This window comes from Blautia schinkii (assembly GCF_013304825.1).
Classification (GTDB): domain Bacteria; phylum Bacillota; class Clostridia; order Lachnospirales; family Lachnospiraceae; genus Blautia_A; species Blautia_A schinkii_B.
Genome location: NZ_JAAWUO010000004.1, coordinates 89,763 through 112,529 on the forward strand (window position 1 = coordinate 89,763; position 22,767 = coordinate 112,529).

At 45.6% G+C, this 22,767-nt stretch carries 20 protein-coding genes; 4 read left to right on the forward strand and 16 right to left on the reverse strand.

The annotated features are described in order from the left end of the window. Positions 1-2: 2 nt before the first annotated feature. From HFM85_RS04480 to HFM85_RS04500, 5 genes are all read right to left on the reverse strand, one after another. Entirely contained in the window at positions 3-1,454 is a 1,452-nt protein-coding gene (locus HFM85_RS04480) for an alanine/glycine:cation symporter family protein (RefSeq protein WP_173737357.1), read from the reverse strand. A 304-nt stretch (positions 1,455-1,758) separates the two neighbouring features. Then, positions 1,759-2,289, reverse strand: a complete 531-nt coding sequence (locus HFM85_RS04485) for a EutP/PduV family microcompartment system protein (protein WP_173737358.1) — start codon at positions 2,287-2,289, stop codon at positions 1,759-1,761. 19 nt (positions 2,290-2,308) lie between these two features. Then, positions 2,309-2,740 carry a BMC domain-containing protein gene (locus HFM85_RS04490; protein ID WP_173737359.1) on the reverse strand — a complete coding sequence of 144 codons (432 nt, stop codon included), beginning with the start codon at positions 2,738-2,740 and terminating at the stop codon, positions 2,309-2,311. An 11-nt stretch (positions 2,741-2,751) separates the two neighbouring features. Further along, a complete protein-coding gene (locus HFM85_RS04495) occupies positions 2,752-3,117 on the reverse strand; it encodes a BMC domain-containing protein (protein ID WP_119239623.1) in 366 nt (121 codons plus the stop codon). Between the two features lie 318 nt (positions 3,118-3,435). Continuing rightward, complete coding sequence (locus HFM85_RS04500; protein WP_119239622.1) at positions 3,436-3,939, reverse strand: NUDIX hydrolase; 504 nt, start codon at positions 3,937-3,939, stop codon at positions 3,436-3,438. A 392-nt stretch (positions 3,940-4,331) separates the two neighbouring features. Here HFM85_RS04500 and HFM85_RS04505 point away from each other — a divergent pair, with 392 nt between their 5' ends. From HFM85_RS04505 to aroD, 3 genes are all read left to right on the forward strand, one after another. Then, positions 4,332-6,329, forward strand: a complete 1,998-nt coding sequence (locus tag HFM85_RS04505) for an oxidoreductase (protein WP_173737360.1) — start codon at positions 4,332-4,334, stop codon at positions 6,327-6,329. A 222-nt stretch (positions 6,330-6,551) separates the two neighbouring features. After that, positions 6,552-7,430 carry a shikimate dehydrogenase gene (locus HFM85_RS04510; RefSeq protein ID WP_118608570.1) on the forward strand — a complete coding sequence of 293 codons (879 nt, stop codon included), beginning with the start codon at positions 6,552-6,554 and terminating at the stop codon, positions 7,428-7,430. A 37-nt stretch (positions 7,431-7,467) separates the two neighbouring features. Beyond that, a complete protein-coding gene (gene aroD / locus HFM85_RS04515; RefSeq protein ID WP_118513071.1) occupies positions 7,468-8,229 on the forward strand; it encodes a type I 3-dehydroquinate dehydratase in 762 nt (253 codons plus the stop codon). Between the two features lie 222 nt (positions 8,230-8,451). Here the strand turns inward: aroD and HFM85_RS04520 are convergent, their stop codons facing one another. The 5 genes from HFM85_RS04520 to HFM85_RS04540 form a co-directional block, all read right to left on the reverse strand. Beyond that, positions 8,452-9,846 carry a SulP family inorganic anion transporter gene (locus HFM85_RS04520; RefSeq protein WP_173737361.1) on the reverse strand — a complete coding sequence of 465 codons (1,395 nt, stop codon included), beginning with the start codon at positions 9,844-9,846 and terminating at the stop codon, positions 8,452-8,454. A gap of 232 nt (positions 9,847-10,078) precedes the next feature. Next, positions 10,079-11,278, reverse strand: coding sequence for an MFS transporter (locus tag HFM85_RS04525; RefSeq protein ID WP_173737362.1), 1,200 nt, complete (start codon positions 11,276-11,278; stop codon positions 10,079-10,081). A gap of 5 nt (positions 11,279-11,283) precedes the next feature. Further along, entirely contained in the window at positions 11,284-12,165 is an 882-nt protein-coding gene (aroE, locus tag HFM85_RS04530) for a shikimate dehydrogenase (RefSeq protein WP_173737363.1), read from the reverse strand. A gap of 144 nt (positions 12,166-12,309) precedes the next feature. Beyond that, positions 12,310-14,235, reverse strand: coding sequence for an FAD-dependent oxidoreductase (locus tag HFM85_RS04535; RefSeq protein ID WP_173737364.1), 1,926 nt, complete (start codon positions 14,233-14,235; stop codon positions 12,310-12,312). A gap of 113 nt (positions 14,236-14,348) precedes the next feature. After that, positions 14,349-15,188 carry a sugar phosphate isomerase/epimerase family protein gene (locus tag HFM85_RS04540; protein ID WP_173737365.1) on the reverse strand — a complete coding sequence of 280 codons (840 nt, stop codon included), beginning with the start codon at positions 15,186-15,188 and terminating at the stop codon, positions 14,349-14,351. A gap of 286 nt (positions 15,189-15,474) precedes the next feature. Here HFM85_RS04540 and HFM85_RS04545 point away from each other — a divergent pair, with 286 nt between their 5' ends. Further along, positions 15,475-16,383 (forward strand): LysR family transcriptional regulator, encoded by a 909-nt coding sequence (locus HFM85_RS04545; RefSeq protein WP_173737366.1) that lies wholly within the window; start codon positions 15,475-15,477, stop codon positions 16,381-16,383. Between the two features lie 173 nt (positions 16,384-16,556). On the opposite strand, the gene HFM85_RS04550 is transcribed toward HFM85_RS04545, so the two are convergent. The 6 genes from HFM85_RS04550 to HFM85_RS04575 form a co-directional block, all read right to left on the reverse strand. After that, the gene (locus HFM85_RS04550; RefSeq protein WP_119239614.1) at positions 16,557-17,345 is read right to left on the reverse strand and encodes a shikimate kinase; all 789 of its coding nucleotides are present in this window, start codon (positions 17,343-17,345) and stop codon (positions 16,557-16,559) included. A gap of 248 nt (positions 17,346-17,593) precedes the next feature. Beyond that, positions 17,594-18,493 (reverse strand): LysR family transcriptional regulator, encoded by a 900-nt coding sequence (locus tag HFM85_RS04555; protein ID WP_173737367.1) that lies wholly within the window; start codon positions 18,491-18,493, stop codon positions 17,594-17,596. 92 nt (positions 18,494-18,585) lie between these two features. Beyond that, a complete protein-coding gene (locus HFM85_RS04560; protein WP_173737368.1) occupies positions 18,586-19,257 on the reverse strand; it encodes a YkgJ family cysteine cluster protein in 672 nt (223 codons plus the stop codon). Continuing rightward, a complete protein-coding gene (locus tag HFM85_RS04565) occupies positions 19,257-19,637 on the reverse strand; it encodes a DUF6483 family protein (protein WP_173737369.1) in 381 nt (126 codons plus the stop codon). The genes HFM85_RS04560 and HFM85_RS04565 overlap by 1 nt, the downstream gene beginning before the upstream one ends. 111 nt (positions 19,638-19,748) lie before the next feature. Further along, positions 19,749-21,944, reverse strand: coding sequence for a DNA topoisomerase III (locus tag HFM85_RS04570; protein WP_173737370.1), 2,196 nt, complete (start codon positions 21,942-21,944; stop codon positions 19,749-19,751). Positions 21,945-22,083: 139 nt separating this feature from the next. Then, a complete protein-coding gene (locus HFM85_RS04575; protein WP_119239611.1) occupies positions 22,084-22,758 on the reverse strand; it encodes a response regulator transcription factor in 675 nt (224 codons plus the stop codon). Positions 22,759-22,767 lie beyond the last annotated feature (9 nt).

A 22,767-nucleotide genomic window follows, 5' to 3' on the forward strand; every position in this document is an offset into this window, starting at 1 on the left:
GTTTATTTTTCCTCTTTTCCTTTTTTATCCTCGTAGAAAAGTGCCATATCCTTGTCTACTTTTCCGATTCCCATGTAACGCGCCTTGTAATCCTTCAGCAGTTTAAAGAAGGTACCACTTAAGATAAATAATGTGGCAACATTTACAAATGTAGGGAATACGGTTGTAAAGTCTGCAATTACCCACAGCTGTGCCGGTGTTCCGTTTCCGTAAAGAGTAAGCACTGTGACCAGAAGACCCCATAATGGTGTTCCAAGGATAAAAATCTTCTCTGCAATCTTCAGAACCTTCTGATTATTTTTCAGCCAGTGCTTCAGGATCACGCTGTAGTAGGTGAACCATCCGGTTGATGTTGTCAGTCCGAAAAGGAAAATACTGATCGCGATCAGCGCTCTCGCAACAGAGCCCATTCCGGACTCAAATGCTGTCAGTGTCAGCTCTGATCCCTGAAGTCCTGAATTCCAGTAGCCGGTGATGATAACAACAAGACCTGTCATGGAGCAGACTACGATGGTGTCTGCAAATACCTCAAATGCTCCCATCAGTCCCTGTTTTACAGGATGGTCTGTCTTTGCGGAAGCATGGATCATAGGAGATGTTCCCCAGCCTGCCTCGTTGCTGTATACAGAACGGGCAAAGCCAAGACGCATTGCTGTTGCAACACCGGCTCCCATAAATCCACCGACTGCCGCCTGTGTTGTAAATGCACCCTTGAAGATCAGTCCAAAGGTTTCCGGCAGCTTGTCAAAATTCACTACCAATATTGCGAGAGAGCCTACAATATAAAGCATGCACATGATCGGTGTCATATAGGAAGAGATCACGCCGACTTTCTTTACACCGCCGATGATGATCAGATAGATCGCTGCCACATACAAAAGTGACGGTACGATGTACGGCAGGTGGAAGGTACTTCCGACAGCCTCTGATACTGTATAATTCTGCAAGGTAATGAACCATGTCATGAAAATACAGCCGCCGAACAGTACTGCAAAAAGTTTCCAGAAGGGAAGCTTTTTCTCTCCGCCAAGACCCTTCTGCATGTAGTAGGTCGGGCCTCCCTGGTACTCACCGTTTGGCTGTTTCTCTCTGTAGTATACAGCAAGTGTTACCTCTGCCATCTTGATGACCATGGCAAGAAGCGCTGCGATCCAGAGCCAGAATAATGCCCCAGGTCCTCCTGTTGCAATAGCCGTTGCAACACCGGACATATTGGATACTCCAACGGTGCCGCCGATAGCAATGGAAATAGCCTGGAACGGTGTCAGGCTCTTTCCGTCATCTCCGCCTTCCTGACGGCGTTCTTTACTGAACATGTTTTTCACAATGTAACCAAAATGGCGGAACTGGAAGAAACCGGAACGTACTGTCAGATATACGCCTGTAGCGAGGATCGTGATCAGCAACGGCAGTCCCCAGAGCCAGTTGGTCAGATTTTCAAATAATTCAAACATCTTTTCCTCTCCTGTCCTTCTTATTGTTTTTCTTTTGCATACATTCGGAAAATCCGCGTACAGAATATAAAAAATCCCCAGAACATGAAGTCAGATACGGATACCCGGTGTTCTCGACATACAGCTCTTCTACCATATATCTGCGAGCCCCGTTTCTGCCCTCTTTATGCTTCATGCTCTGGGGATCTTACATTTCAGTCCACTAATCTTCCAAACGATCACAGTATATCACAGTTCCGGAGAAATTGCTACTTTTTCCATTTGAATTTTGTATTTTTATTCATTTTTCGTGAATATTACTATTTTACCGTATCTTCTCCGGATACTCCACCCCTTCCGGCATGGGATCCCATTCGTTAAGGCCAATGCTCTGCTTGAATTTCGCCTGTTCAAGCGTAAGCTTCGGGAGATCATCCTGCAGATAATCCATCAGCTCGCTGATACCTTCCCTGGTCTTGTTATTTACCATAAAGATCCTCTCACATCCCATGTTCTCCATCCACTGTCTGACCATGGGAATGTTGGCATGGGGAGAATCTACTTTGGTGATGATCCCGATCAGCGGCCGCAGGAGAAAGTTCCTGCTGCCGTCACTGAACAGGTTAAATGGCTCATTGGCTGCCTGCACGATAGCGATCACATCCGCCTCAAAGGAAAAGCAGGCCAGTCCTACGCTGAAATGCTTGGATTCCGCATATTCTCCCGGTGAATCAATGGTATCTTCATTTGTATTGGTATACTGGGTCTTATGATAATGAAGCTCTTCCCCTTTAAGAGCCTGTGTCAGAGATGTTTTGCCGGCTTCACTTCGACCCATCAGAAAAATTTTTTTCATTTTTTTATCCCGTCCTGCTCTAGCTTCTGTGGATCTTACAGACATTGAATTTCAATGTCTCATGGAAAAACCGCACCACTTCCTCCACAGCTGTCATCACTTCCGTAAAACCGCCTGTCAGGATCAGTGTCCCGCAGAAACGGTCCATAAATCCAACTTCCACATGAGCTGCCTTCACTGCAACATCTGCCGCAACTACAATAGCCTCCCAGGGTGTGACTCTGACCATACCGATGGCATCTCCTCTGTGGTCCTCGCCTTCATGGACACCGATATGTAATGCAAGATTCTCATAGACTGATTTATCACTTGGTGTAAAAACATGCGCAAAGGAAAGCTCTTTTCCAGGTACCCGCACACGGGTCAGCCGAAGTCTTTTTCCCTTAAGATTTTCATAATCATCATGAAACAACCGCTCCAGCAGTTCTTCCTTTGTTATCCGTTCTTCCATGATACACTTCCTTATCTCTTGGTAATCTTGCAGACTACATATCCAAGCGTATCACGGAAATAATCCACGATCTCCTCCATTGCAGTCTGCACATCGGAAATCTCTCCTGTTATGATCAGTGTTCCTGTAAAACGGTCTGCAAATCCAAGATACACATTACCGCTCTTCACAGCAATATCGGATGCGATCACAGCAGACTCGGAAGGTGTCATGTTCATGATACCAATTGCAGATGATCCATAATCCACCTGCGGATTCAGTCCTAGCTTCTGATATATGATAGGTGCCGGACCACCCATGATATGAGCAAATGTAATCTCCTTACCGGCTACGGTCTCCTGTACGATTCTGATCTGATCTCTATGTTCATCCGCCATTGATGATTCCTCGCTTTCAAAATTTCGTATTTATCTTCCTGATTCATTAATCAATTTAAGCGAATCAAGGAATCCCCCTGCCTCTGTAAAAAACAACAGGCAGCAGGTGGGACTTGCTTTATCCGCTTGACTATTCGATAAGCCGGATTTTTTTATATCCGGCTTATAATTTCCCTACATTAAATTTTACTATCTGCACATCTTAATGTCAATACAATTCTTCGAAAACAAGGCAAAAAACAACGTTTTTTAAAATCAAAATCCACAAAAAACAACATTCATTTTCATATCCAGTTCGAAAACCAGTCAGAATTTTGCTCAGAACTCAAACGCCTTCTTAATGCTGTCATAATGCAGAAATTTCCCCTCTGCGGCAAATGTCCTGATCTGCTCCAGGGTTGCAAACATATATCCGTCTGTCTCCTCTGTCTGAAGCTTCAGATCCTTATCCTCCACATCCATGACAAAACGGTACACATCCACAAAGTAATTATCTCCTTCCCCCGGATTCTCTCTTTTATATGTAAAAAGGTATCCACCCTCTGCCTCACTGGCGTCCAGTCCAGTCTCCTCTTTCACCTCACGGAGTACTGCATCACGGGAAGCCTCTCCTGCCTGGGCTGCACCGCCGGAAACCTCCCACCAGCCCGGAGCCCAGGCTTTCGTCATCACACGCTTGGTAATAAGGAAAGTTTTGTCCGGTCTTGCTACCACACCTAAGACTGTCAGATGATATTCTCCGTCCTTTAAACACCAGTCATTGCGCTTCATAGTTCGTCCTGTCGGTTTCTTATCTGCATCGTAAATATCCCAGAATTCCATTTTATCTGTCTCCTGTCTTTTTACAGAACACGGAAATACATTCTTACATTTGATCCGTTTCAGCCTGCCCGTTTCTCCGTTTTCTGTATCTTTTTTATTTACTATGATAACACGTTAAAATCATATATGTAAACCCCTGGATCCGGTACCATTTCCCAGTTAGCGTTACTGTTGTTACCGTTCACTCCGTTCTCTGTAACCAGTCAGCTTTCTACATCTTTTTTTCATATTATAAGCATGCAAGTACCTGCAGCCTGAAAGATGATATGCAAAAATCTATAGATTATTTTTATTATATCACCCGTATTATGAATTAGTTTTATAGATTATTCTGTTATATAATTAACACAAACAAACGATTCTATTTAAAATAACCAGGGAGGTTTTTCCAGATGAAGAATGATTATCCGCATATTTTTTCCCCATTAACCGTTAAAAATATGACTATCAAGAACCGTATTGTTATGATGCCGATGGGCACCAACTACGGTGAACAGAACGGCGAAATGAGTTTTCTTCATATCAATTATTATGAGCAGCGTGCAAAGGGTGGCACAGGTCTCATCATCGTAGAAAACGCAAGCATCGATTCCCCGCAGGGCTCCAACGGAACCACACAGCTGCGTATCGATCATGACAACTACCTGCCACGTCTTTTCAAATTCTGTGAAAATATTCATAGATACGGAACAAAGATCGCGATTCAGATCAACCATGCCGGAGCTTCCGCTGTTTCTTCCAGGATCAACATGCAGCCGGTTTCCGCATCTGACGTTCCATCCAAAGAAGGCGGCGAGATCCCGCGTCCTCTTTCCAAAGATGAGATCCTTCACATCGTAAAAAAATACGGTGAGGCTGCAAAACGTGCACAGACAGCCGGCTTTGACGCAGTAGAGATCCATGCAGGACACTCCTATCTGATCAGTCAGTTCCTCTCCCCGATCACAAACAAGCGTACCGATGAGTTCGGCGGATCTGTTGAGAACCGTACCCGCTTCTGCCGTATGGTCATCGATGAGGTAAGAAAACAGGTAGGACCTTTTTTCCCGATCATGCTCCGTCTCAGTGCGGATGAGCTGATGGAGGGCGGAAATACACTGGAGGATACTCTGGAATACCTGGATTATCTTCAGGAAGAGGTTGATATCTTCGATGTTTCCTGCGGACTTAACGGTTCCATCCAGTACCAGATCGATGCAAATTATCTCCCGGACGGATGGCGTTCCTACATGGCAAAGGCCGTAAAAGAAAAATTCAACAAGCCATGTATCTCCATGGGTAATGTCCGTGACCCGAAGGTTGCTGAGCGTATCCTGGCTGACGGTGACGCAGACCTGATCGGTATGGGCCGTGGTCTGATCGCAGACCCTGCATGGGTAAACAAGGTTGCCACAGGTCATGAGTGCGACCTCCGTAAATGTATCTCCTGCAACGTTGGCTGTGCCGGAAACCGTATCGGTGTAAACCGTCCGATCCGCTGTACTGTAAACCCATCTGTTCTTGAGGGCGATATATATAAGAAAAAACATATAAATAAAAACTGCAACGTGGTCGTTATCGGCGGCGGCACTGCCGGACTGGAAGCTGCCTGTACAGCCGCAGAGGTTGGATGCAATACCTTCCTTCTGGAAAAAGGCAATGAACTTGGCGGACTTGCATCTCTGATCTCAAAGATCCCTGCAAAGAACCGTCTTGCTGATTTCCCGCACTATCTCATGCATCGTGCAGAACAGCTTGATAATCTTTACATCTTCAAAAACACAGAAGGAACACCGGAAAACATCCGCAAGTTCCATCCGAATATCATTGTAAGCTCCACAGGCTCCGCTCCGCTTCTGCCTCCGATTGCAGGACTGAAGGATCGTATTGACAACGAAGACTATAATATTTATTCTATTCTTGGTATGATCAGCCACATTAATGATTTTCCGAAGGATCTGGAAGGCAAAAAGGTTGTTGTTGTAGGCGGCGGTGCTGTAGGTCTTGATGTTGTGGAATTTTTTGCTGACAGAAACGCAGACATCTCTATCGTTGAGATGATGGATCAGATCGGACGTGATCTTGACCCGGTAAGCAAAAATGACACAAAGACCATGATGAAAAAACACAATGTACATCAGCTTACAAAAACTGCTCTCCTTGAGGTTAAGGATTCTTCCTTCCTTGTCAGGGGCGAAGGTGAGCCTTATGAGCTTCCATTTGAATACGGCTTCGTATGTCTCGGAATGAGAGCTCAGGGACAGCTTTACCAGAACCTCACAGAGGAATTTTCTTCTGAGGATGTTGAGATCATGAACATCGGCGACAGCCAGAGAGCAAGACGAATCATTGACGGTACCCAGGAAGGACGCAATATCCTTACCATTCTTGAGCAGAAGGGATACCTTTAATATTTTTCCGCTATACCCTTTCCGGGAGTATTTCAATCCTTCTGCCGGAAAGTGTATATAAATCTGTTACAGTTCACTCGGTGATCCGTAACATAGTTTTTCCACGTCTTCCTCCCCCGCAGTCGTCCGGAGAATGTCCGCAGCTTCTTCAGACCTATGTGGCGGGAGGTTTAAAAAAGACAAATCTTCATCCAGATTTTACCAATGAGAGGAGTTATTACCATGTCAGAAAGAATCACAGGACATACCGAACTGATTGGTCTTATGGCATATCCGATCCGCCATTCCAGCTCTCCTGCCATGCAGAATGAAGCTTTTGCAAAGCTTGGCTATGATTATGCATATCTTGCATTTGAGGTTGGTGCAGACGAGATCGAGGATGCTGTAAAAGCCATCCGTACTCTGAAAATGAGAGGTTCCAACGTTTCCATGCCGAACAAAACTCTGGTAGGCCAGTACCTTGACGAGCTTTCACCGGCAGCAGAAATGTGCGGTGCTGTAAACACCATCGTTAATGATCATGGTCATCTTACAGGCCATATCACAGACGGTATCGGATTTATGGCAGCACTGAAAGACAATAACATCGACGCCATCGGAAAGAAAATGACCATCGTAGGTGCAGGTGGTGCCGCAACTGCTATCGAGATCCAGGCAGCACTTGACGGTGTAGGCGAGATCGTGATCTTCAACCGCAAAGATGAATTCTGGGACCGTGCGGTATCTACGGTAGAAAAGATCAACACCAGAACTTCAAGCCATGCTGTTCTCTATGATCTGGCAGATCTTGACCAGCTGAAAAAAGAAATGGCTGACAGTTATATTTTCGTAAATGCGACAGGTGTTGGAATGAAACCGCTGGAAGGTCAGTCCGTTGTTCCGGACAAGTCTTACTTCCGCCCGGAGCTTATCGTTGTTGACGTGCCTTACTCCCCTCTTGAAACTGCTATGCGTTCTATGGCAAAGGAAGTTGGCTGCAAGACAATGAACGGCCTTGGCATGATGCTTTTCCAGGGCTCCGCTGCATTTGAACTGTGGACCGGCGAACCGATGCCGATCGAGCATATGAAAGAGATTCTTAACATCAGATACGACGACTAAACTGCTATCTGTTCCTGTCGTATCAGAAAGGACCATTATGAAAACAGTTCAGGTAAGAAATATCACACTCGGAGAGGGAAGACCGAAGATCTGTGTCCCGATCGTGGGACAGACAAAGGATGATATTCTCCTTGAGGCAGGGACCTTCGCAAGGATCCCCGTAGACGTTGTGGAATGGCGTGTTGACTGGTTTGAGGACGTTTTTGACACAGACAAGGTTCTGGATGTGGCAAAAGATCTCAAGACCATTTTAAAGGACACTCCGATTCTCTTCACCTTCCGTACTTCAAAGGAAGGCGGAGAAAAAGCGATCTCCAACGAAGCTTACAAAGCACTCAACATGGCTGTCGCAAAAAGCGGCTATGTAGATCTCATTGATGTAGAAGCCTTCACAGGTGAGGAGATCGTAAAAAGCATGATCCGGGAAGCACACAGCTATGGCGTAAAGGTCATCGCTTCCAACCATGATTTTGACGCAACTCCTGAGAAGGATGAGATCGTGCGCCGTCTCCGCATGATGCAGGACTATGGCGCAGATATCCCGAAAATGGCTGTTATGCCAAGAAACAAGCAGGACGTGCTTACACTCTTAAGTGCCACGCTGGAAATGTCCGAGCAGTTCGCCGACCGCCCGATCATTACCATGTCCATGGCAGGTACAGGTGTTGTCAGTCGTCTCGCCGGCGAAACCTTCGGTTCCGCCCTTACCTTCGGTGCAGCTACCAAAGCTTCCGCACCGGGACAGATCAATGTTAACGAACTTGAACAGGTTCTTGACATTATCCACAAAAGCCTGTGATCCTGTGACCTCCCATAAAAAGGATCTACAGTAGATTTTTGTAACAGAACGTGAATTATAAACCAATTTTTAAACCCAATGATGTAACAAATTTTTGCAATTTTAATCCCATAATAGCAAATCTATTAAATAATAATTAAAAACAACAAATCTCATGACAAAAAGAAGAAGTGTGCTGACCCATCCGGCACACTTCTTCTTTTTCTGTTTTTTATATCTTTGTTATTCCTCTGAGCAATTTTTATCCTCGATTGCATTCTCCTCTTTCTTTCTGGGGTCCCAGTTTGAAAGGAAGATATTCAGACCGAAGCCTACAGCCAGGGCCCACGCGGATGCCCATGCAGTTCCCTGGGTTGCAAGCACAGCTGCCATAACACCTGCGATCATCTTGTCACGGTCTGTTCTGCAGTAATCCATACCGATCCTTGCACAGACAAAGGCCTGGAACATCAAAGTGATGGATGAACCGACTCCGAAGATCGGACGGAAGAAACTTACAACCGGAATGATCAGCACACTTAAAAACGTTGCAATACGGAAGGATGCCATACCGCCGATCAGAGACTTCATAGCTTTCTTTCCCTCTTTGTAACGAATGGAAACAGATACTGTCATTCCAACCCATAACGGACCGGAAAGCGGAGGAAACGGCGCAATGACGGAAAGGATCAGGTTCCTGATTCCGCTGACCAGGTTGGAACGGCTGGAATTGAAATCAATATACTCATCATCTCTGGATTGGCGCGCCTCTGTAACCAGTGTCTCTGTGGTAACAAAATCACCAAATGCGATAACATAACATACAAGCGCCAGAGGAAGCGCTTTGACAAACATGGAGACCGGCGGGATTCCCACACCAAAGATACTTACCTGTGAGATGATCTCTTTGAACTGCGGGATCTTGATAAAGGTTCCCAGTTCCAAACCGGGCGCATCCAGCTCTCCTACAAGAAGACCTACCACCATGGCGATCAGATATGGGAAAAGATTTCCATACCTGGCAACAAGATCCAGGAATTTGTTGTTCCTTCTCTTCTCCTGATATTTATCTGAAAAGCTGATCAGGATCAGAAGGCCTACACCGGCAACGATCGCCAGCGGATACTTATGCATGTTGCCGCCCTCTCCCAGCTGTCCTGCCATAACCGTCACCGGCGCTGCAAGAAGGATACCACCCTTAACAGAATTTGGTACTGCATGGACAAATTTATCCGCAAGCTTGGTGATGCCCATAAATATGAACACAAGACCAACCAGCATCTGCAGGGCGATCATTGCCTGGATACGTTCTTTTCCCATAGGGAAGCCTTCCAGGAATACGATAGTCAGCGGAAGGGTCGGTGTGATCCATCCCGGTACAACCGGATCACCAAGTAAGCTGTGTAGCATATACAGCATGGTCTCTATGATCACACAGCTCCATGCCAGCTCATAAGGCAGTCCCAGATACTGTTCCAGATAAGGAACCGCCGCCAGTGCCGTAACCCCGAGGATCAGGCCCTGGATAAACTCTACGGACTCTATTTTATAGTGAATAAACGGAAAACGAATCTGAAATGGCCCAAACGGAATGTAGGGCAGTTCGTTTTCTCTTCGCTGTCTTGCTGCACGTGCCATAACGATTCTCCTTTATCGTTTTTTTTGATAATACATATATAGTATCTTTTATTTTGTAAGTTTGTTAATTAACAAACATTTTCAGAAACGGTAAAGTCCAATCCGGGAATTGTTCCCGAATTGGAACTTTGTTTTGCACAGATTCAGTCATCATTGTCTGTATCCATACAATGATTCACTTTTTTTACTGTAGTCAAACGGATATTCACCCCAAGGGATTTCCTTGATTCAGTCAAGCTTCTTTTCCACGGTTCATCTTAACGAACAGTGCAAGAAGGATTCCAACGAATGTCACTGCCATATTGAGAAGCAGGATCATTCTCGGAGCACTGGTTCCGGCAGTCTTTGTAATGTAGCCAGCCAGTGTCAAAATGGTGTAGTTCGCAACGCTGGATGCGATCATGACCATGGATGTTGCGGTTCCCTTGTTCTCCGGGAAGAACTCAGCAGTTGTGGAAACAGCCAGCTGAAGCACACCGCCTGCGCCTGCAAAACCGATCACAAATCCACCGATGAGGCAGATGGTCGGATTCTGGATAAAGTAGCACAGTCCCAGCATGATGAAAGAGATCAGCGGATAAATAATCAGGATATTAATCTCCTTCAGTCCTTTTTTGATAAATACAGAGGAACACAGGATTGCTGCAAAGGTTCCTACTGCATAGAAGGACTGGATCTTGGAAGGATCACTTAAGTTATAAAGCTTTCCAAGCTCCTGGTTGCAGTTCAGCCACAGCATGAATGTAGATGAGCTTGTGAATCCGATGAGGATTGCTGCAAAAGCTGCCGGAGTGATCTTTAATTTTGTTTTTTCTTTCTTTACTGTACCTTTCGCATTTCTCTCCGGGAATGGCAGGAACAGGATCAGGATTCCATCGATAAAGATCGCAGCACCTGCAACAATAAAGATGGTTCTGTAGGACATATTCGCCGCTGCTACAAATCCGATGAGGAAAGGAAGCAGAAACTGGCTGATACACATGGAGAATTTTGTAAACAGGTTCGCTACAGAAGGATTATTTACGTAAATCTCCATACATGTCGGGCTTACGCAGGTGTCCAGGAAGGAGTTTGCGATACCACCTACAATGGCAAAGGCGTAGGCAACTCCCATAGACGGAGCAAATGCGATTCCCATAAAATATGCTGCATAACAGATCACGCCGATGATTCCGCTTAATCTGCGTCCGAATTTGTCGGACAGGGGACCTGAAAACGGAAGTGAGATCAGTCTTCCAAGTCCAAGTGCGGCAATTACAGATACTACCATGCTGACATCCATGGTTCCATCACTTAAAGTCTTTGCTCCCCAGTGAGCTGCAAGCTCCGGCTTGTACTGGCCCATGATGGAAGCTCCGATTCCGTGGATGAAATATGTAAAATACAGCGCGATAGAAGTAATCACTAAATTTTTCTTACCTGTCTGGCTCATTTTTCTTATTTCCCTTCGTTCTCAGCCTGGAATTTCTGGTACTCATCTGTCGGCATCTCAAGTCCTGTGTACAGTTTATAAGACTCAGCTCCCTGCCACAGAAGCATTCCTTTTCCGCCTACTGCAAGCTTCACGCCTGCTTCTTTTGCTTCTTTTACCATCTTTGTCTCTGCCGGATTGTATACACAGTCAGCAACAACAAGATCTTTATGGAACATGGATTTGTCAACCAGTGTGATGTCATCGTGTGGCTTCATTCCTGCAAGTGTTCCGTTTGCAAGGATGTCTGCATTTGCGATCTCTTCTCTCAGTTTATCCTGATCATCAAGGCAATATACGCTTACTTTGCAGTCCGGTACTTCCTTTGCAAGCTTCTCAGCAGTTCCTTTTGCTCTGTCAAGGAATGGATCGTTGGGGTTAAAGATCGCGATAGATGCTGCTCCGTCAAGGGCACACTGTACAGTAAGGGCTGTAGCTGCTCCACCTGCTCCGAGGACTACCATCTTTTTACCCTTTACATCAACACCGTGCTCTTTTAAGTTGCGGACAAATCCGATACCATCTGTGATATGTCCAACAAGTTTTCCATCCTCATTTACGATTGTGTTTACAGCACCGATGATCTTTGCTGCCGGTGAAAGCTCGTCTACACACTGAGCTACTTTGTTTTTGCAAGGCATGGTTACGTTGCAGCCTCTCATTTTGAACAGACGCATTGCATCAAGAGCTGCCGGAACCTGATCCTCTTTGATATCGAATGCCATGTAAGCATAATCCAGATTATGGTACTGAAAACTGAAGTTGTACATAGCCGGGGATCCGGAATGTCCTACCGGGCTTCCGATCAGTGCAAGTAAACCAGTTGTTCCTTTAATTCTCTGTTCCATTTCTTTTACCTCCTGCATTTTCCCCCTGACAGACACCGGATTATTTTTCTCCGATGTCTGTCGGGCCATCTTTTTAATTTTTATACTGTCCGGTTTATCGGATAGTTATTTTCTTTTGTATCAATACGATCAGCGACTGGCAGATCAGATTCTGGAAGCTACCTCATAAGCCTCTTTTGTTGCATCCAGTGCACGTCTTGCACGGATAGCATCTCCGATCACATGTGTCTCAGGCACAAGATCCTTGATCTTCTCTTCCAGAGGATTGTAGTTACGGAATCCCATGGAAAGGATTACAGAATCATATCCTCTTGACTCGTGACGTACTCCGTCAGCGGTCTCGTATTCTACACCGTCTTCATAGAACTTGCATACCTTTGCTCCGGTGATCTCCTTGATTCCGTAGTCCTCGAAATCCTTCATCAGATATACTCTGTGCTCGTGGATCACATCTGCACCTACGGTATCACGGAACTCGATAACAGTTACATCATGCTCCTGCTCGCCTAAGAATGCAGCTGTTTCGCATCCAACCATTCCACCGCCGACAACGAGAACTTTTTTGCCTGCTGCTCTCTTGCCATCCAGAAGGTCTGAGCCGTGGATGATAGCCGGATTATCGATTCCCTCGATCGGAAGGATCAGAGTCTTTGAACCGGTTGCGATGATCACGCTGTCCGGCTTCTCTTCTTTGATAATCTCCGGAGTTACCTCACAGTTCATCACGATCTTAACGCCATCCTTCTGGCAGCGATGGATGTAGCTGCGGATCATGTTTGTGATATCACCTTTTCCTGGCGGATATGCAGCAAGTCTCATGTTTCCGCCGAGAACATCTCCTGCCTCATAAAGTGTTACCTCATGTCCTCTCTCTTTTGCGATAAATGCAGCGGAAAGTCCTGCAACACCGCCACCGATAACCATAACCTTCTTCGGATTCTCAGCTTTCTCAAGCGGCTCTGCCTCATGACCCAGGAACGGATTTGTCAGACAGCATACCGGATTTCCTGCATACATGTTTGCAACACAGCCCTGAAGACAGGCAATACAAGGAGTCATATCCTCAAGACGCTCTTCCTGTGCCTTCTTCGGCATAGCCGGATCTGCAAGGCTCTGACGTCCGAATGCTACAAGGTCTGCTCTTCCTTCTTTTACCATCAGCTCTGCGAACTGCGGCTCTGTATAACGTCCAACTGTGATCACCGGGATATTTACCGCACGTTTGATCTCCTCAACCTCTGCTGCGGAGAATCCACCGTGGATAACGGTCGGTGCCCACATAAACTCATCCTTGATATGAACAGCACGGGATACATGGAGCCCGTCCAGTCCACAGCTTTCCAGATATGCTGCGATCGCTGCACTGTCGTGAACATCAAGTCCACCCGGGACCTCGTCCGCACAGTTGATTCTTGCAAGAACTGCGATTTTTCCCTGTGTTGCTTTTTTAACCTCCTCGATGATCAGACGGGAAAAACGCATACGGTTCTCAAAACATCCGCCAAACTCATCAACTCTCTTGTTTGTTCTTGGAGAGAGGAAGGTACTTACCAGATAGCCGTGTGCCATATGGATCTCAACAGCATCTGCTCCTGCTTCCATTGCTCTTCTTGCAGCTTCTCCGTAGCCTTTGATCAGCTCGTAAACTTCCTCAGTTGTAAGCTGCTTCGGAATATCACGGCCGCACACTGACGGGATACTGGTTGCTGCTGTGATCGGTGCTCCTGCGTTCTTTGCATTTCCTTCAGGACCTGCATTCTGAAGCTGGATAGACACCTTTGCACCTTCTGCATGACATCCATCGATGACCTTGCGGAAGCTCTCGATAGTAGAGTCGTCATAAAGACATGGTTTACGCGGGCCGCCCTTTGCTCCCTTATGAACTACAGTAGCCTCGATGGTGATCAGACCAAATCCGCCTTTTGCTCTTTCTCTGTAATATGCAGCGGACTGCTCACTCATTGTTCCGTCTGTGTTTGCAAAGTTATTTCCCATTGGAGGAACAACAAAACGGTTCTTTACTGTCATAGGACCGATCTCGATCGGCTGAAACATCGCATTGAATTTCATATGCGTTCTCCTTTCCTCTGAAACAATCTTTTTGTTTCTCTCACTGGAACGCCCTGTCACCGGTATGACGTCGGAAACAGGGGTTCGTCTGAAATATTAGTTTCTTATATTAATTACAATACTTCCGGCCAAGCCTCTTCCAGTACCTTCCTTGTGTTCTCATATGTATGTTTTGCAGCATACTCAATACCTTTTTCAAGGTTTGCATCGCTGATAACTTCTACGCCGATAGCATTTGGTCTGATGCCTTTTTCTTTGATCATTTTTACGAACGGCACAGTTGTTCCGATTCCTGTTCCAGGAGCAAGACGGTCATGCATGGACTCATCTCTTAAGATCGTTGTTGCATATGGTCTTTCCCATACATCGTTGATCTGGATGGATACGATCTTGTCTGCCGGGATTCCCTCAAGTACGGAAAGCTCGATCGGCTGGTTTGCTCTTACCCAGTGCCATGTATCAAGGATCAGTTTTGCATTCTCGCAGTCAGCAGCTTTTACAACAGCCCAGCCCTTTTTCACATCCGGGATTCCGCTGTACGGCATTGGCTCAACACCGATGATGTATTTGCCTGCTCTGTGGCAAAGCTCACGAAGTTTCTGTGCTGTGTACTCTACGGAATAGTTCTCCATCAGTCCGCAGTTGATCTGTTCTACGTTAAATAATTCACACATATGGAAGCAGAGCTGTTCTTTATATTTCTGCTCATAGGAACGATGCTCCTCTGCCCACTGCACGATGTACTCAACCTCTGTTACCTTCATGTCATATTTATCCAGGATCGCCAGGATATCCTCATCGAAAAGTCCCTCATTCAGGGCATCTACGTAGGTTTCTGCTCTCAGGCCGATTCCCTCATAGCCAGCCTCTTTGGCAGCTTTTACACGGTCCTCAAATTTGCACTGATCCCCAAGTGTCCAGGAACTGATTGTAATTGGAAATTCTTTTGACATGGTAATTCCTCCTGAAAATATAAATAATTTTTTTGGTTTTTTTTTAATTATTTTGTATCTTTTTTCTATAAGCATTATATAACTTTGTTAAATACAAAACAAATTGATTGTACCAGGAGAATTCATAGATTTTATCAATATATCATGTTATACTATATAAAACAGATTCAGCCGTACTGCCACCGTCACAGCATACGGCCCGGCAAATCTCTTATGTCTGTCAGACTTACCTGGGATCTGTCCGAAGTAAAACATTCAGCTAAACTTACGAAAGGAGTATTGAAAAATGAACCTGTATCATCTTCGCTATTTCGTGACACTGGCTCATCTGGAGCATTATACAAAAGCTGCTGACGTTCTGGCCATCACGCAGCCCAGCTTAAGTCACGCGATCTCTTCTCTGGAGGAAGAGCTTGGAGTGAAATTATTTGAAAAAAACGGACGGAATGTTTCTCTCACCAAGTATGGCAAGTCTTTTCTGGAGGATGTTGAACAAACCCTGAACCGGCTGGATTCCTCTGTAAACGGTCTCCAGCTTGCAGGAAAGGGAGAAGGACAGATTGATGTGGCTTTTCTCAGAACTCTGGGTGTTGACTTTATGCCGAAGATCATCCGCAGCTTTCTTAATGCCAACAAAGAAAAAAAGATCAATTTCAATCTGTTCTGTGATAAGGTACTTACCGGTGATATCCTCACCGGACTGAAAGAGAAGAAATACGATATCGGCTTCTGTTCCAAATTTGACGACGAACCGCTGATTGAATTTATTCCGGTTGCCAAGCAGGATCTGGTCGTCATCGTTCCACCGGAACATCCTCTTGCTGAGAAATCCGAGATACATCTGGAGGAAACGCTTCCATACAAGCAGATCATCTTCAAGAAGCGAAGCGGCCTGCGCCAGATCATTGACCAGCTGTTTAAGAGCATCGGCCAGTACCCGGATGTTGCTTTTGAGATTGATGAGGATCAGGTTGCCGCAGGGTTTGTTGCCAATGACTTCGGCATCTGCATTGCCCCGGATATCCCTATCCTTCATTCTCTGGATCTTAAGATCCTGCCTCTTGTTTCACCAAGCTGGCAGAGAAATTTTTATATGGCCATGCTGAAAGATGTTTATCATCCGCCGGTTGTGGAATCGTTTAAGAAGTTTGTGATCGAGACTACCTCAAAAGAAATCTTTTATAAGACCAATTAAGCGGACGGCAGATCAGTCATCTGCTGTCCGAAAGCTTCATTATCAAATGGATATTTACGATTTGTATCCGATAATAAAAGAACAGCTGCCCGATTCCCGCCTTATCTCTGTACGGTTTATCGGACACCTGTCCTTTTTTATATATAAAAAATATTCTGCTTTATGATCAGCGATTATTTATTCGCATCTGTCTCACGAAGTCTGTGAATCAGCTCCTCACAGATCTCAAGTTCACTCTTTCCGTCTGTCTGGATCACGATGTCTGCTGCTGCCTCGTATTTCGCACGACGCTTCTCCAACAGGTCAGCGATAAATGAAACATTTTTGTTGTTCTCAAGTAACGGACGGTCATGATTATCCTTTACACGTTCCAGAATAGTTTCCGGCTTTGCAGTAAGGAGTACGACACGGCCATTTTTTTTCATCTCAGCAACATTGCGCTCCCGCATCGGGACACCACCGCCACAGGATACTACAACATTAGATCTGGACTGCATCTCAATAAGAAGGTTGGTCTCAAGCTCACGGAAATACTCTTCTCCGTAAGTCTCAAAGATATCGGAAATGCTCATTCCCTGTCTCTCCACGATACACTGATCCATCTCAACTACATCCATAGCCAGTGCATTCTTCAGGTAGTCAGAAATTGTAGATTTACCTGCGCCCATGAATCCGATAAGGAAAATGTTGTAATTAAAGAGATTTCTGGACTGGATTCTCTTACTGTTCTGTGTGATGCTTGCAAAAACATCGTTTACTTCTTTCTTATGGCGTCTACCTTCCATTCTGGCTTCCAGCCATCCCTTCTGCTTCGCCTCCTGCTCCGGCTGCAGTACAGGAAGATCATGAGCTTCCTTGTATACCATGATGTCCTCAACGATTCTGTTTCTCATAAGCAGTGCATCCAGGATGATCTCATCGCACTGTCCAAGGCTCTCTCTTAATACTTCTAACTGGTTCATAATATCTCCTTTACTTCGTTCATTTTATCACGGATTTCCGTCATCGCTTTATCACTTTAAACTAAGTGTCTGTTCTTATTATACCAACTGGCCATTTTTATCTCAACCTAAACTTTCATCGAATTTATACATGTGATCTATAGATTATTTTTATGGTTTTTAGTAATCACTCCTGGATCTGTGTTCAAAAAAATCTCCGCCTCATTACAGAAGCAGAGATTTTTCATGAGAATTTTTTCACAGAGATTCTACTGTATCACTTCATAGATCCGGTAATGCCTGAAGATATAATCCCTGAACTGCTCCACAAGAGAGCCCTGATACCTGTTTTTCAGCATTCCCATATATATGTAACGGCGATAATGAAGATTCTCAATATTCAGGATCTTCACAGGCAAGGTATGGATCACCGGCACATCCGGCACAATTCCCACACCAAAACCTTCTGCCACCATTCCTGCAAGTGCACCATCCTCTTCCACTTCAAAAGCGGTTTCCGGTACGATCCCCTCTTTTTCAAAAAGCTCCCGTACCACAAAATACAATCCGCTGGTAGGAGTAAAAGTCACCTGTGGATATTGTCCCAGTTCTTCTATTGTCACTGTATTTTTGCCTGCCAGGGCATGGTTCTCCGGCACTACAGCCACCAACTTTTCTTCCGCTACCGGCACAAAGCTGATTTCTTTTTCTCCTTCAGCACGGGAACAGAAAATCACATCAAACTTTTCTTCCTTCAGCCCCCGGATCAGCGTTCCTGTAGCTGCATTCTGGAAATGAAAATCGACCTTTTTTCCTTTCTGTTCATTTAAAAATCCGCGGACAAGCTCCGGGATAAACCGGCGTCCCTGGGTATGGATGTACCCGATGGAAATACTTCCTCCCGGAATCCTTGCCGCTTCCTGTATCCTCTCCACCCCAAGATTCAGGATATGTAAGGAGTCCTGCACATATTTCAGAAACATTTCCCCGTATTTGGTCATGGTGACATTTCTTCCGTGACGCTCAAAAAGGGGAACCTTAAGCTCCTTTTCAAGATTGGAAATCGCATGGCTCAGACTTGGCTGCGTAATATCCAGCCTCTTGGCTGCTCTGGTATAATTTTCGATCTGGGCAAGAGTCACAAAATATGTGAGCTGATTTAAGTTCATATGTCAAAAAATCCTTTCTTTCCTCTGCATAAAAAACTCTGCATACATCTTCAGGATAATATGCAGATATCCGCATTAAAGCAAACTACGCATTATACTCCCAGACTGAGCAGTTGTTTACCTGCTGTAAGCCGCTCATAAAACTGCTCATAAAAATCCCGCTTCTCATCATAAGGCTTCCGGTAAAACTGGTTCACAATATACATGTTCAGATTTCGGATCAGATCACTGTCCTCGCTCTCATAGAGAACTTCCTGGACATCCAGAAGAAAATAATGCCAATCGCAGACAAATTTTTCATAATTTTTGAAATCCGGTGTATCTACCCATTTCCGGACCTTGATCTTACTGCGGCTGGTCTTTTTGCACTCGTGGATCTGAAGAATGTATTTAAAGTTGCCGTCCTCATAGTATCTTCCCAGCGGAAACAAACGGCAAAAACCCGGACGGAAGCTGTGAATGGAGCACCGTCCGTTTCCATCCAGAAATATGCAGCGTTCCTCTGCTCCTGTCATCTTAAGATGTGGCAAAATATTCCCGTCTGTAACGCCAAGCTCAATTTTTCCCGCAAGAAGCTGATCCGGACTTAAATGAAGCCCCTGGCTTAAACGCCATACATCCAGAGGATCCAGCACAACAGAATCCCCCATTCCCGTACAGCAGTCAAAACATCCTTTGCAGTCCTGGCAGTCTGCTTTTACCATGTCATTTGCTTCGTATAAACGGCCGTCGGAAATCTCCTCCAGCGTAACTTCCCGCCGCATTACACCAGGGTCTCCAAGCCCGTTACTCCCCAGTCTTCAGCAAGACTCTTCAAACCATCCAGGATCTCTTCTCTGGAATAATCATGGTCATCCAGATAATCACCGTCCATATCATTGAGATAAAGATAAAATGTAAGGGCAAGTTCCAGATATTCCGGATCATCATCCTCCATGTTCATAAGAAGCTCGTTCTCTGCCCCGTTGATATCTCCCTCGTCTGCCAGTCCTATGATTTTTGAAAAAAGCTGATCTGCTTCCGTATAATCTGCTTCTGCTGCCGGAAGTGTATACTGCGGCATATCTCCCTGAAGAAGAAGTCTTGTGATCAATCTTGCTATATCCTGAATGTTTCCTGACATTCTGTCATCCTGTAATCCCATATCCGAATCCTCTCTTTCTGCTGTCCTGCATGCACCTGATCGCACTATTCCGGAATTGCCGGCGCTTTTCAGGCTTCGACTGCTGTTTCGTGAACATGTTCTATCTGTTATCTAATCCAGTTTAATCCCGGACAATGCCTGTGCAAATGCGTTATTCACCGGCTCATTGGCCTCTTTCTGCTGCTTCTTAAGATAGCGCTGCACATCCTTTTTATTAACACCTGCACCTTCCCTGGCTCTTCTTGCCTGGAAAGAGGAAAGTTTCTCCTTATATCCGCACTTGCACACAAAGGTCTCTTCTTTTCCTTTCAGAAGCATCTCCATACGCTTGTGGCATTTCGGGCAGCGCGCATTGGTTGTCCTGGAAACAGTCTCCCTGTATCCGCACTCTCTGTCCTCACACACCAGCATACTGGCATTTTTGCCGTTAACTGCAAGAAGATGTTTGCCGCAGTTCGGGCATTTCTTGTTTGTCATATTATCATGGCGAAAAGTTCCCTGTCCGCTCTTGATCTCATCTACGATCTCGCAGGCATACTCACGGATTCCTGTGAGGAATTTATCCTGACGGAGTTTTCCGCTGGCAATATCGGAAAGCTTCATCTCCCAGTCAGCTGTAAGCTCAGGTTTTTTCAGATCTTCAGGCACAAGTTCCAGAAGCTGTTTCGCTTTGGACGTGATATATATATCATTTCCTCTTTTTTCCATCATAAAACTGTTAAAAAGCTTCTCAATGATATCAGCTCTTGTTGCAACAGTTCCAAGTCCACCTGTCTCCCCCAATGTTCTGGCAGCCTTTTTGTCGTGGCTCTCCATAAAATGAACCGGGTTCTCCATAGCACCAAGAAGAGTTGCTTCCGTAAATCTTGCCGGCGGTTTCGTTTTTCCGTTAGTAAGTGAAGCTGATTCTACTGTAAGGTTTTCTCCTTCTTTCAGCTCCGGAAGCTTCTGATCCTTCAGCTTTTCCCGGGAATCATCCTCCTCATCGTCCTGCCAGCCGCCTTCGTATACTTCTCTCCATCCTGCACTTTTCACAATACGTCCACTTGCTGCAAAAGTCTCTCCTGCTGCTGTTCCTTCCATGCTTACCTGCTCGAATACAGCCGGTGGGTACAGCACGCTTAAAAACCTCCGTACGACCATATCATAGATCTTTCGTTCTTCATTGGTCATATGGTCCAGCTGTACAAACTGTTCTGTAGGAATGATCGCATGATGGTCGCTGACCTTCTTATCATCTACAAAACCTGCATTGGCCTGAATCGGCTTATTGGCAAGTGCTCCCGCAAGTTTCCGGTAAGGACCTGTTCCGCATGCCTGGAGACGCTCCTTAATAGTAGGAACCACATCTTTTCCTATATATCTGGAATCAGTTCGCGGATAGGTAAGTACCTTATGGTTCTCATACAGTCTCTGCATGATATTTAAGGTTTCCTTTGCGGAAAATCCATATTTCTGATTGGCTTCTCTCTGAAGTGTTGTCAGATCATAAAGGCCCGGCGAAAACGTTTTCTTCGGTTTTCTGGATACTTTGGTTACTGTGAGGCTGCTTTTTCCTGCTTTCGCCTGAATCTCCTGTGCACGTTCTTTCTTAAAGGTCCGGAGGCTTCCGCTCTTTTTGTCTCTCCATGTCCAGCACACATTCCCTGCCTGTAAGATAATCCCGTAATAATCTTCCGGCCTGAATTCCCGTATCTCCTGCTCACGCCTTGCGATCATGGCAAGTGTCGGTGTCTGCACCCGTCCACAGGAAAGCTGTGCATTATATTTGCAGGTCAGTGCTCTTGTTCCATTCATTCCAACCAGCCAGTCTGCCTCTGCCCTTGCCTGTGCAGCACGGTAGAGATTATCATAATCATGACCATTCTTAAGGTGTGCGAATCCATCTCTGATTGCCTTGTCCGTTACAGATGAGATCCACAGACGTTTGATAGGTTTATGGCAGTCTGCCTTGGCAAGGATCCATCTGGCAACCAGTTCTCCCTCACGGCCTGCATCTGTGGCAATGATGATCTCTCCGATATCCTTCCTGTAAAGCTGTGTCTTCACTGCATTATACTGCCTGGATGTCTGGCGGATCACCACCAGCTTCATCTTCTCAGGCATCATGGGAAGGGTTGTAAGCTCCCATTTCGTATATTTTTTATCGTATTCCTCCGGATCAGCCAGTGTTACCAGATGGCCCAGTGCCCAGGTCACTACATAATCCTTTCCCTCAAGGGTTCCGTTCCCTTTCTGATTACAGTGGAGAACTCTGGCGATATCTCTGGCAACGGACGGCTTCTCCGCGATAACTAATGATTTCATATTTATATTTCACCTCTTGCTCTTTAAAGCATTTTTCAGATATGCTTCAGGGTTCACCTATTATAGCATGAAAAAAGCACTTCGTCCAGAAAAGTGCCATGGCCTTTTTTCCGTCGAAATGCTCTTCTTTTATTTCCTGTTATGCAGTTTTTCCGCTGATCTTATATCCTACTCCCCGGATGGTTTCCACCATATCTCCGGCTGTGCCAAGCTTCTGGCGAAGGGTTCGTATATGCACATCCACAGTTCTGCTCTCTCCATCGAACTCATATCCCCAGATCTGATTAAGAAGCTGAGTCCTGGATAGCACTGTGCCGCTGTTTTTTAAAAGAAGACAAAGCATTTCATATTCTTTTAAAGTCAGGTTCACAGGTTCTCTGTCAACTGTCACCTCATGTCTTCCCGGACATACATAAAGATTGCCCATCCGGTATTCTTCAGCTCCGTTATCCTCGGATCTTCTAAGCAGTGCCCGAACTCTGGAGATCAGCTCCATCATACGGAAAGGCTTCGGAATATAATCGTCTGCTCCGCTGTCCAGCCCCACCACTGTATCAAATTCGCTGCCTTTCGCAGTGAGCATGATCACCGGAAGCTTCCGCACATCAGGACGGATCCGGATCTTTTTAAGAATGGAAAGGCCGTCCTCCTCCGGAAGCATAATGTCCAGAAGTACCAGTGACGGCAGCTCCTTTTCCATTGCTTTCCAGAAAAGTGAAGGCCGCTCAAACCCCTGAGCCTCAAGGCCCTGACTGTTTAGCGTGTATACAACAAGTTCACGGATGCTCTCGTCATCCTCTACCAGATATATCATAATTTTCCT

Bases quoted from the DNA above. Each gene is read 5' to 3' on its own strand.
- HFM85_RS04495 (WP_119239623.1), bottom strand. From the start codon at position 3,117: ATGGCGGATGAACATAGAGATCAGATCAGAATCGTACAGGAGACCGTA.
- HFM85_RS04535 (WP_173737364.1), bottom strand. From the start codon at position 14,235: ATGAAATTCAATGCGATGTTTCAGCCGATCGAGATCGGTCCTATGACA.
- HFM85_RS04480 (WP_173737357.1), bottom strand. From the start codon at position 1,454: ATGTTTGAATTATTTGAAAATCTGACCAACTGGCTCTGGGGACTGCCG.
- HFM85_RS04505 (WP_173737360.1), top strand. From the start codon at position 4,332: ATGAAGAATGATTATCCGCATATTTTTTCCCCATTAACCGTTAAAAAT.
- HFM85_RS04520 (WP_173737361.1), bottom strand. From the start codon at position 9,846: ATGGCACGTGCAGCAAGACAGCGAAGAGAAAACGAACTGCCCTACATT.
- HFM85_RS04565 (WP_173737369.1), bottom strand. From the start codon at position 19,637: ATGGGATTACAGGATGACAGAATGTCAGGAAACATTCAGGATATAGCA.
- HFM85_RS04485 (WP_173737358.1), bottom strand. From the start codon at position 2,289: ATGAAAAAAATTTTTCTGATGGGTCGAAGTGAAGCCGGCAAAACATCT.
- HFM85_RS04510 (WP_118608570.1), top strand. From the start codon at position 6,552: ATGTCAGAAAGAATCACAGGACATACCGAACTGATTGGTCTTATGGCA.
- HFM85_RS04555 (WP_173737367.1), bottom strand. From the start codon at position 18,493: ATGAACTTAAATCAGCTCACATATTTTGTGACTCTTGCCCAGATCGAA.
- HFM85_RS04575 (WP_119239611.1), bottom strand. From the start codon at position 22,758: ATGATATATCTGGTAGAGGATGACGAGAGCATCCGTGAACTTGTTGTA.
- HFM85_RS04490 (WP_173737359.1), bottom strand. From the start codon at position 2,740: ATGGAAGAACGGATAACAAAGGAAGAACTGCTGGAGCGGTTGTTTCAT.
- HFM85_RS04560 (WP_173737368.1), bottom strand. From the start codon at position 19,257: ATGCGGCGGGAAGTTACGCTGGAGGAGATTTCCGACGGCCGTTTATAC.
- HFM85_RS04570 (WP_173737370.1), bottom strand. From the start codon at position 21,944: ATGAAATCATTAGTTATCGCGGAGAAGCCGTCCGTTGCCAGAGATATC.
- HFM85_RS04500 (WP_119239622.1), bottom strand. From the start codon at position 3,939: ATGGAATTCTGGGATATTTACGATGCAGATAAGAAACCGACAGGACGA.
- HFM85_RS04540 (WP_173737365.1), bottom strand. From the start codon at position 15,188: ATGTCAAAAGAATTTCCAATTACAATCAGTTCCTGGACACTTGGGGAT.
- aroD (WP_118513071.1), top strand. From the start codon at position 7,468: ATGAAAACAGTTCAGGTAAGAAATATCACACTCGGAGAGGGAAGACCG.
- HFM85_RS04550 (WP_119239614.1), bottom strand. From the start codon at position 17,345: ATGAACCAGTTAGAAGTATTAAGAGAGAGCCTTGGACAGTGCGATGAG.
- HFM85_RS04545 (WP_173737366.1), top strand. From the start codon at position 15,475: ATGAACCTGTATCATCTTCGCTATTTCGTGACACTGGCTCATCTGGAG.
- aroE (WP_173737363.1), bottom strand. From the start codon at position 12,165: ATGGAACAGAGAATTAAAGGAACAACTGGTTTACTTGCACTGATCGGA.
- HFM85_RS04525 (WP_173737362.1), bottom strand. From the start codon at position 11,278: ATGAGCCAGACAGGTAAGAAAAATTTAGTGATTACTTCTATCGCGCTG.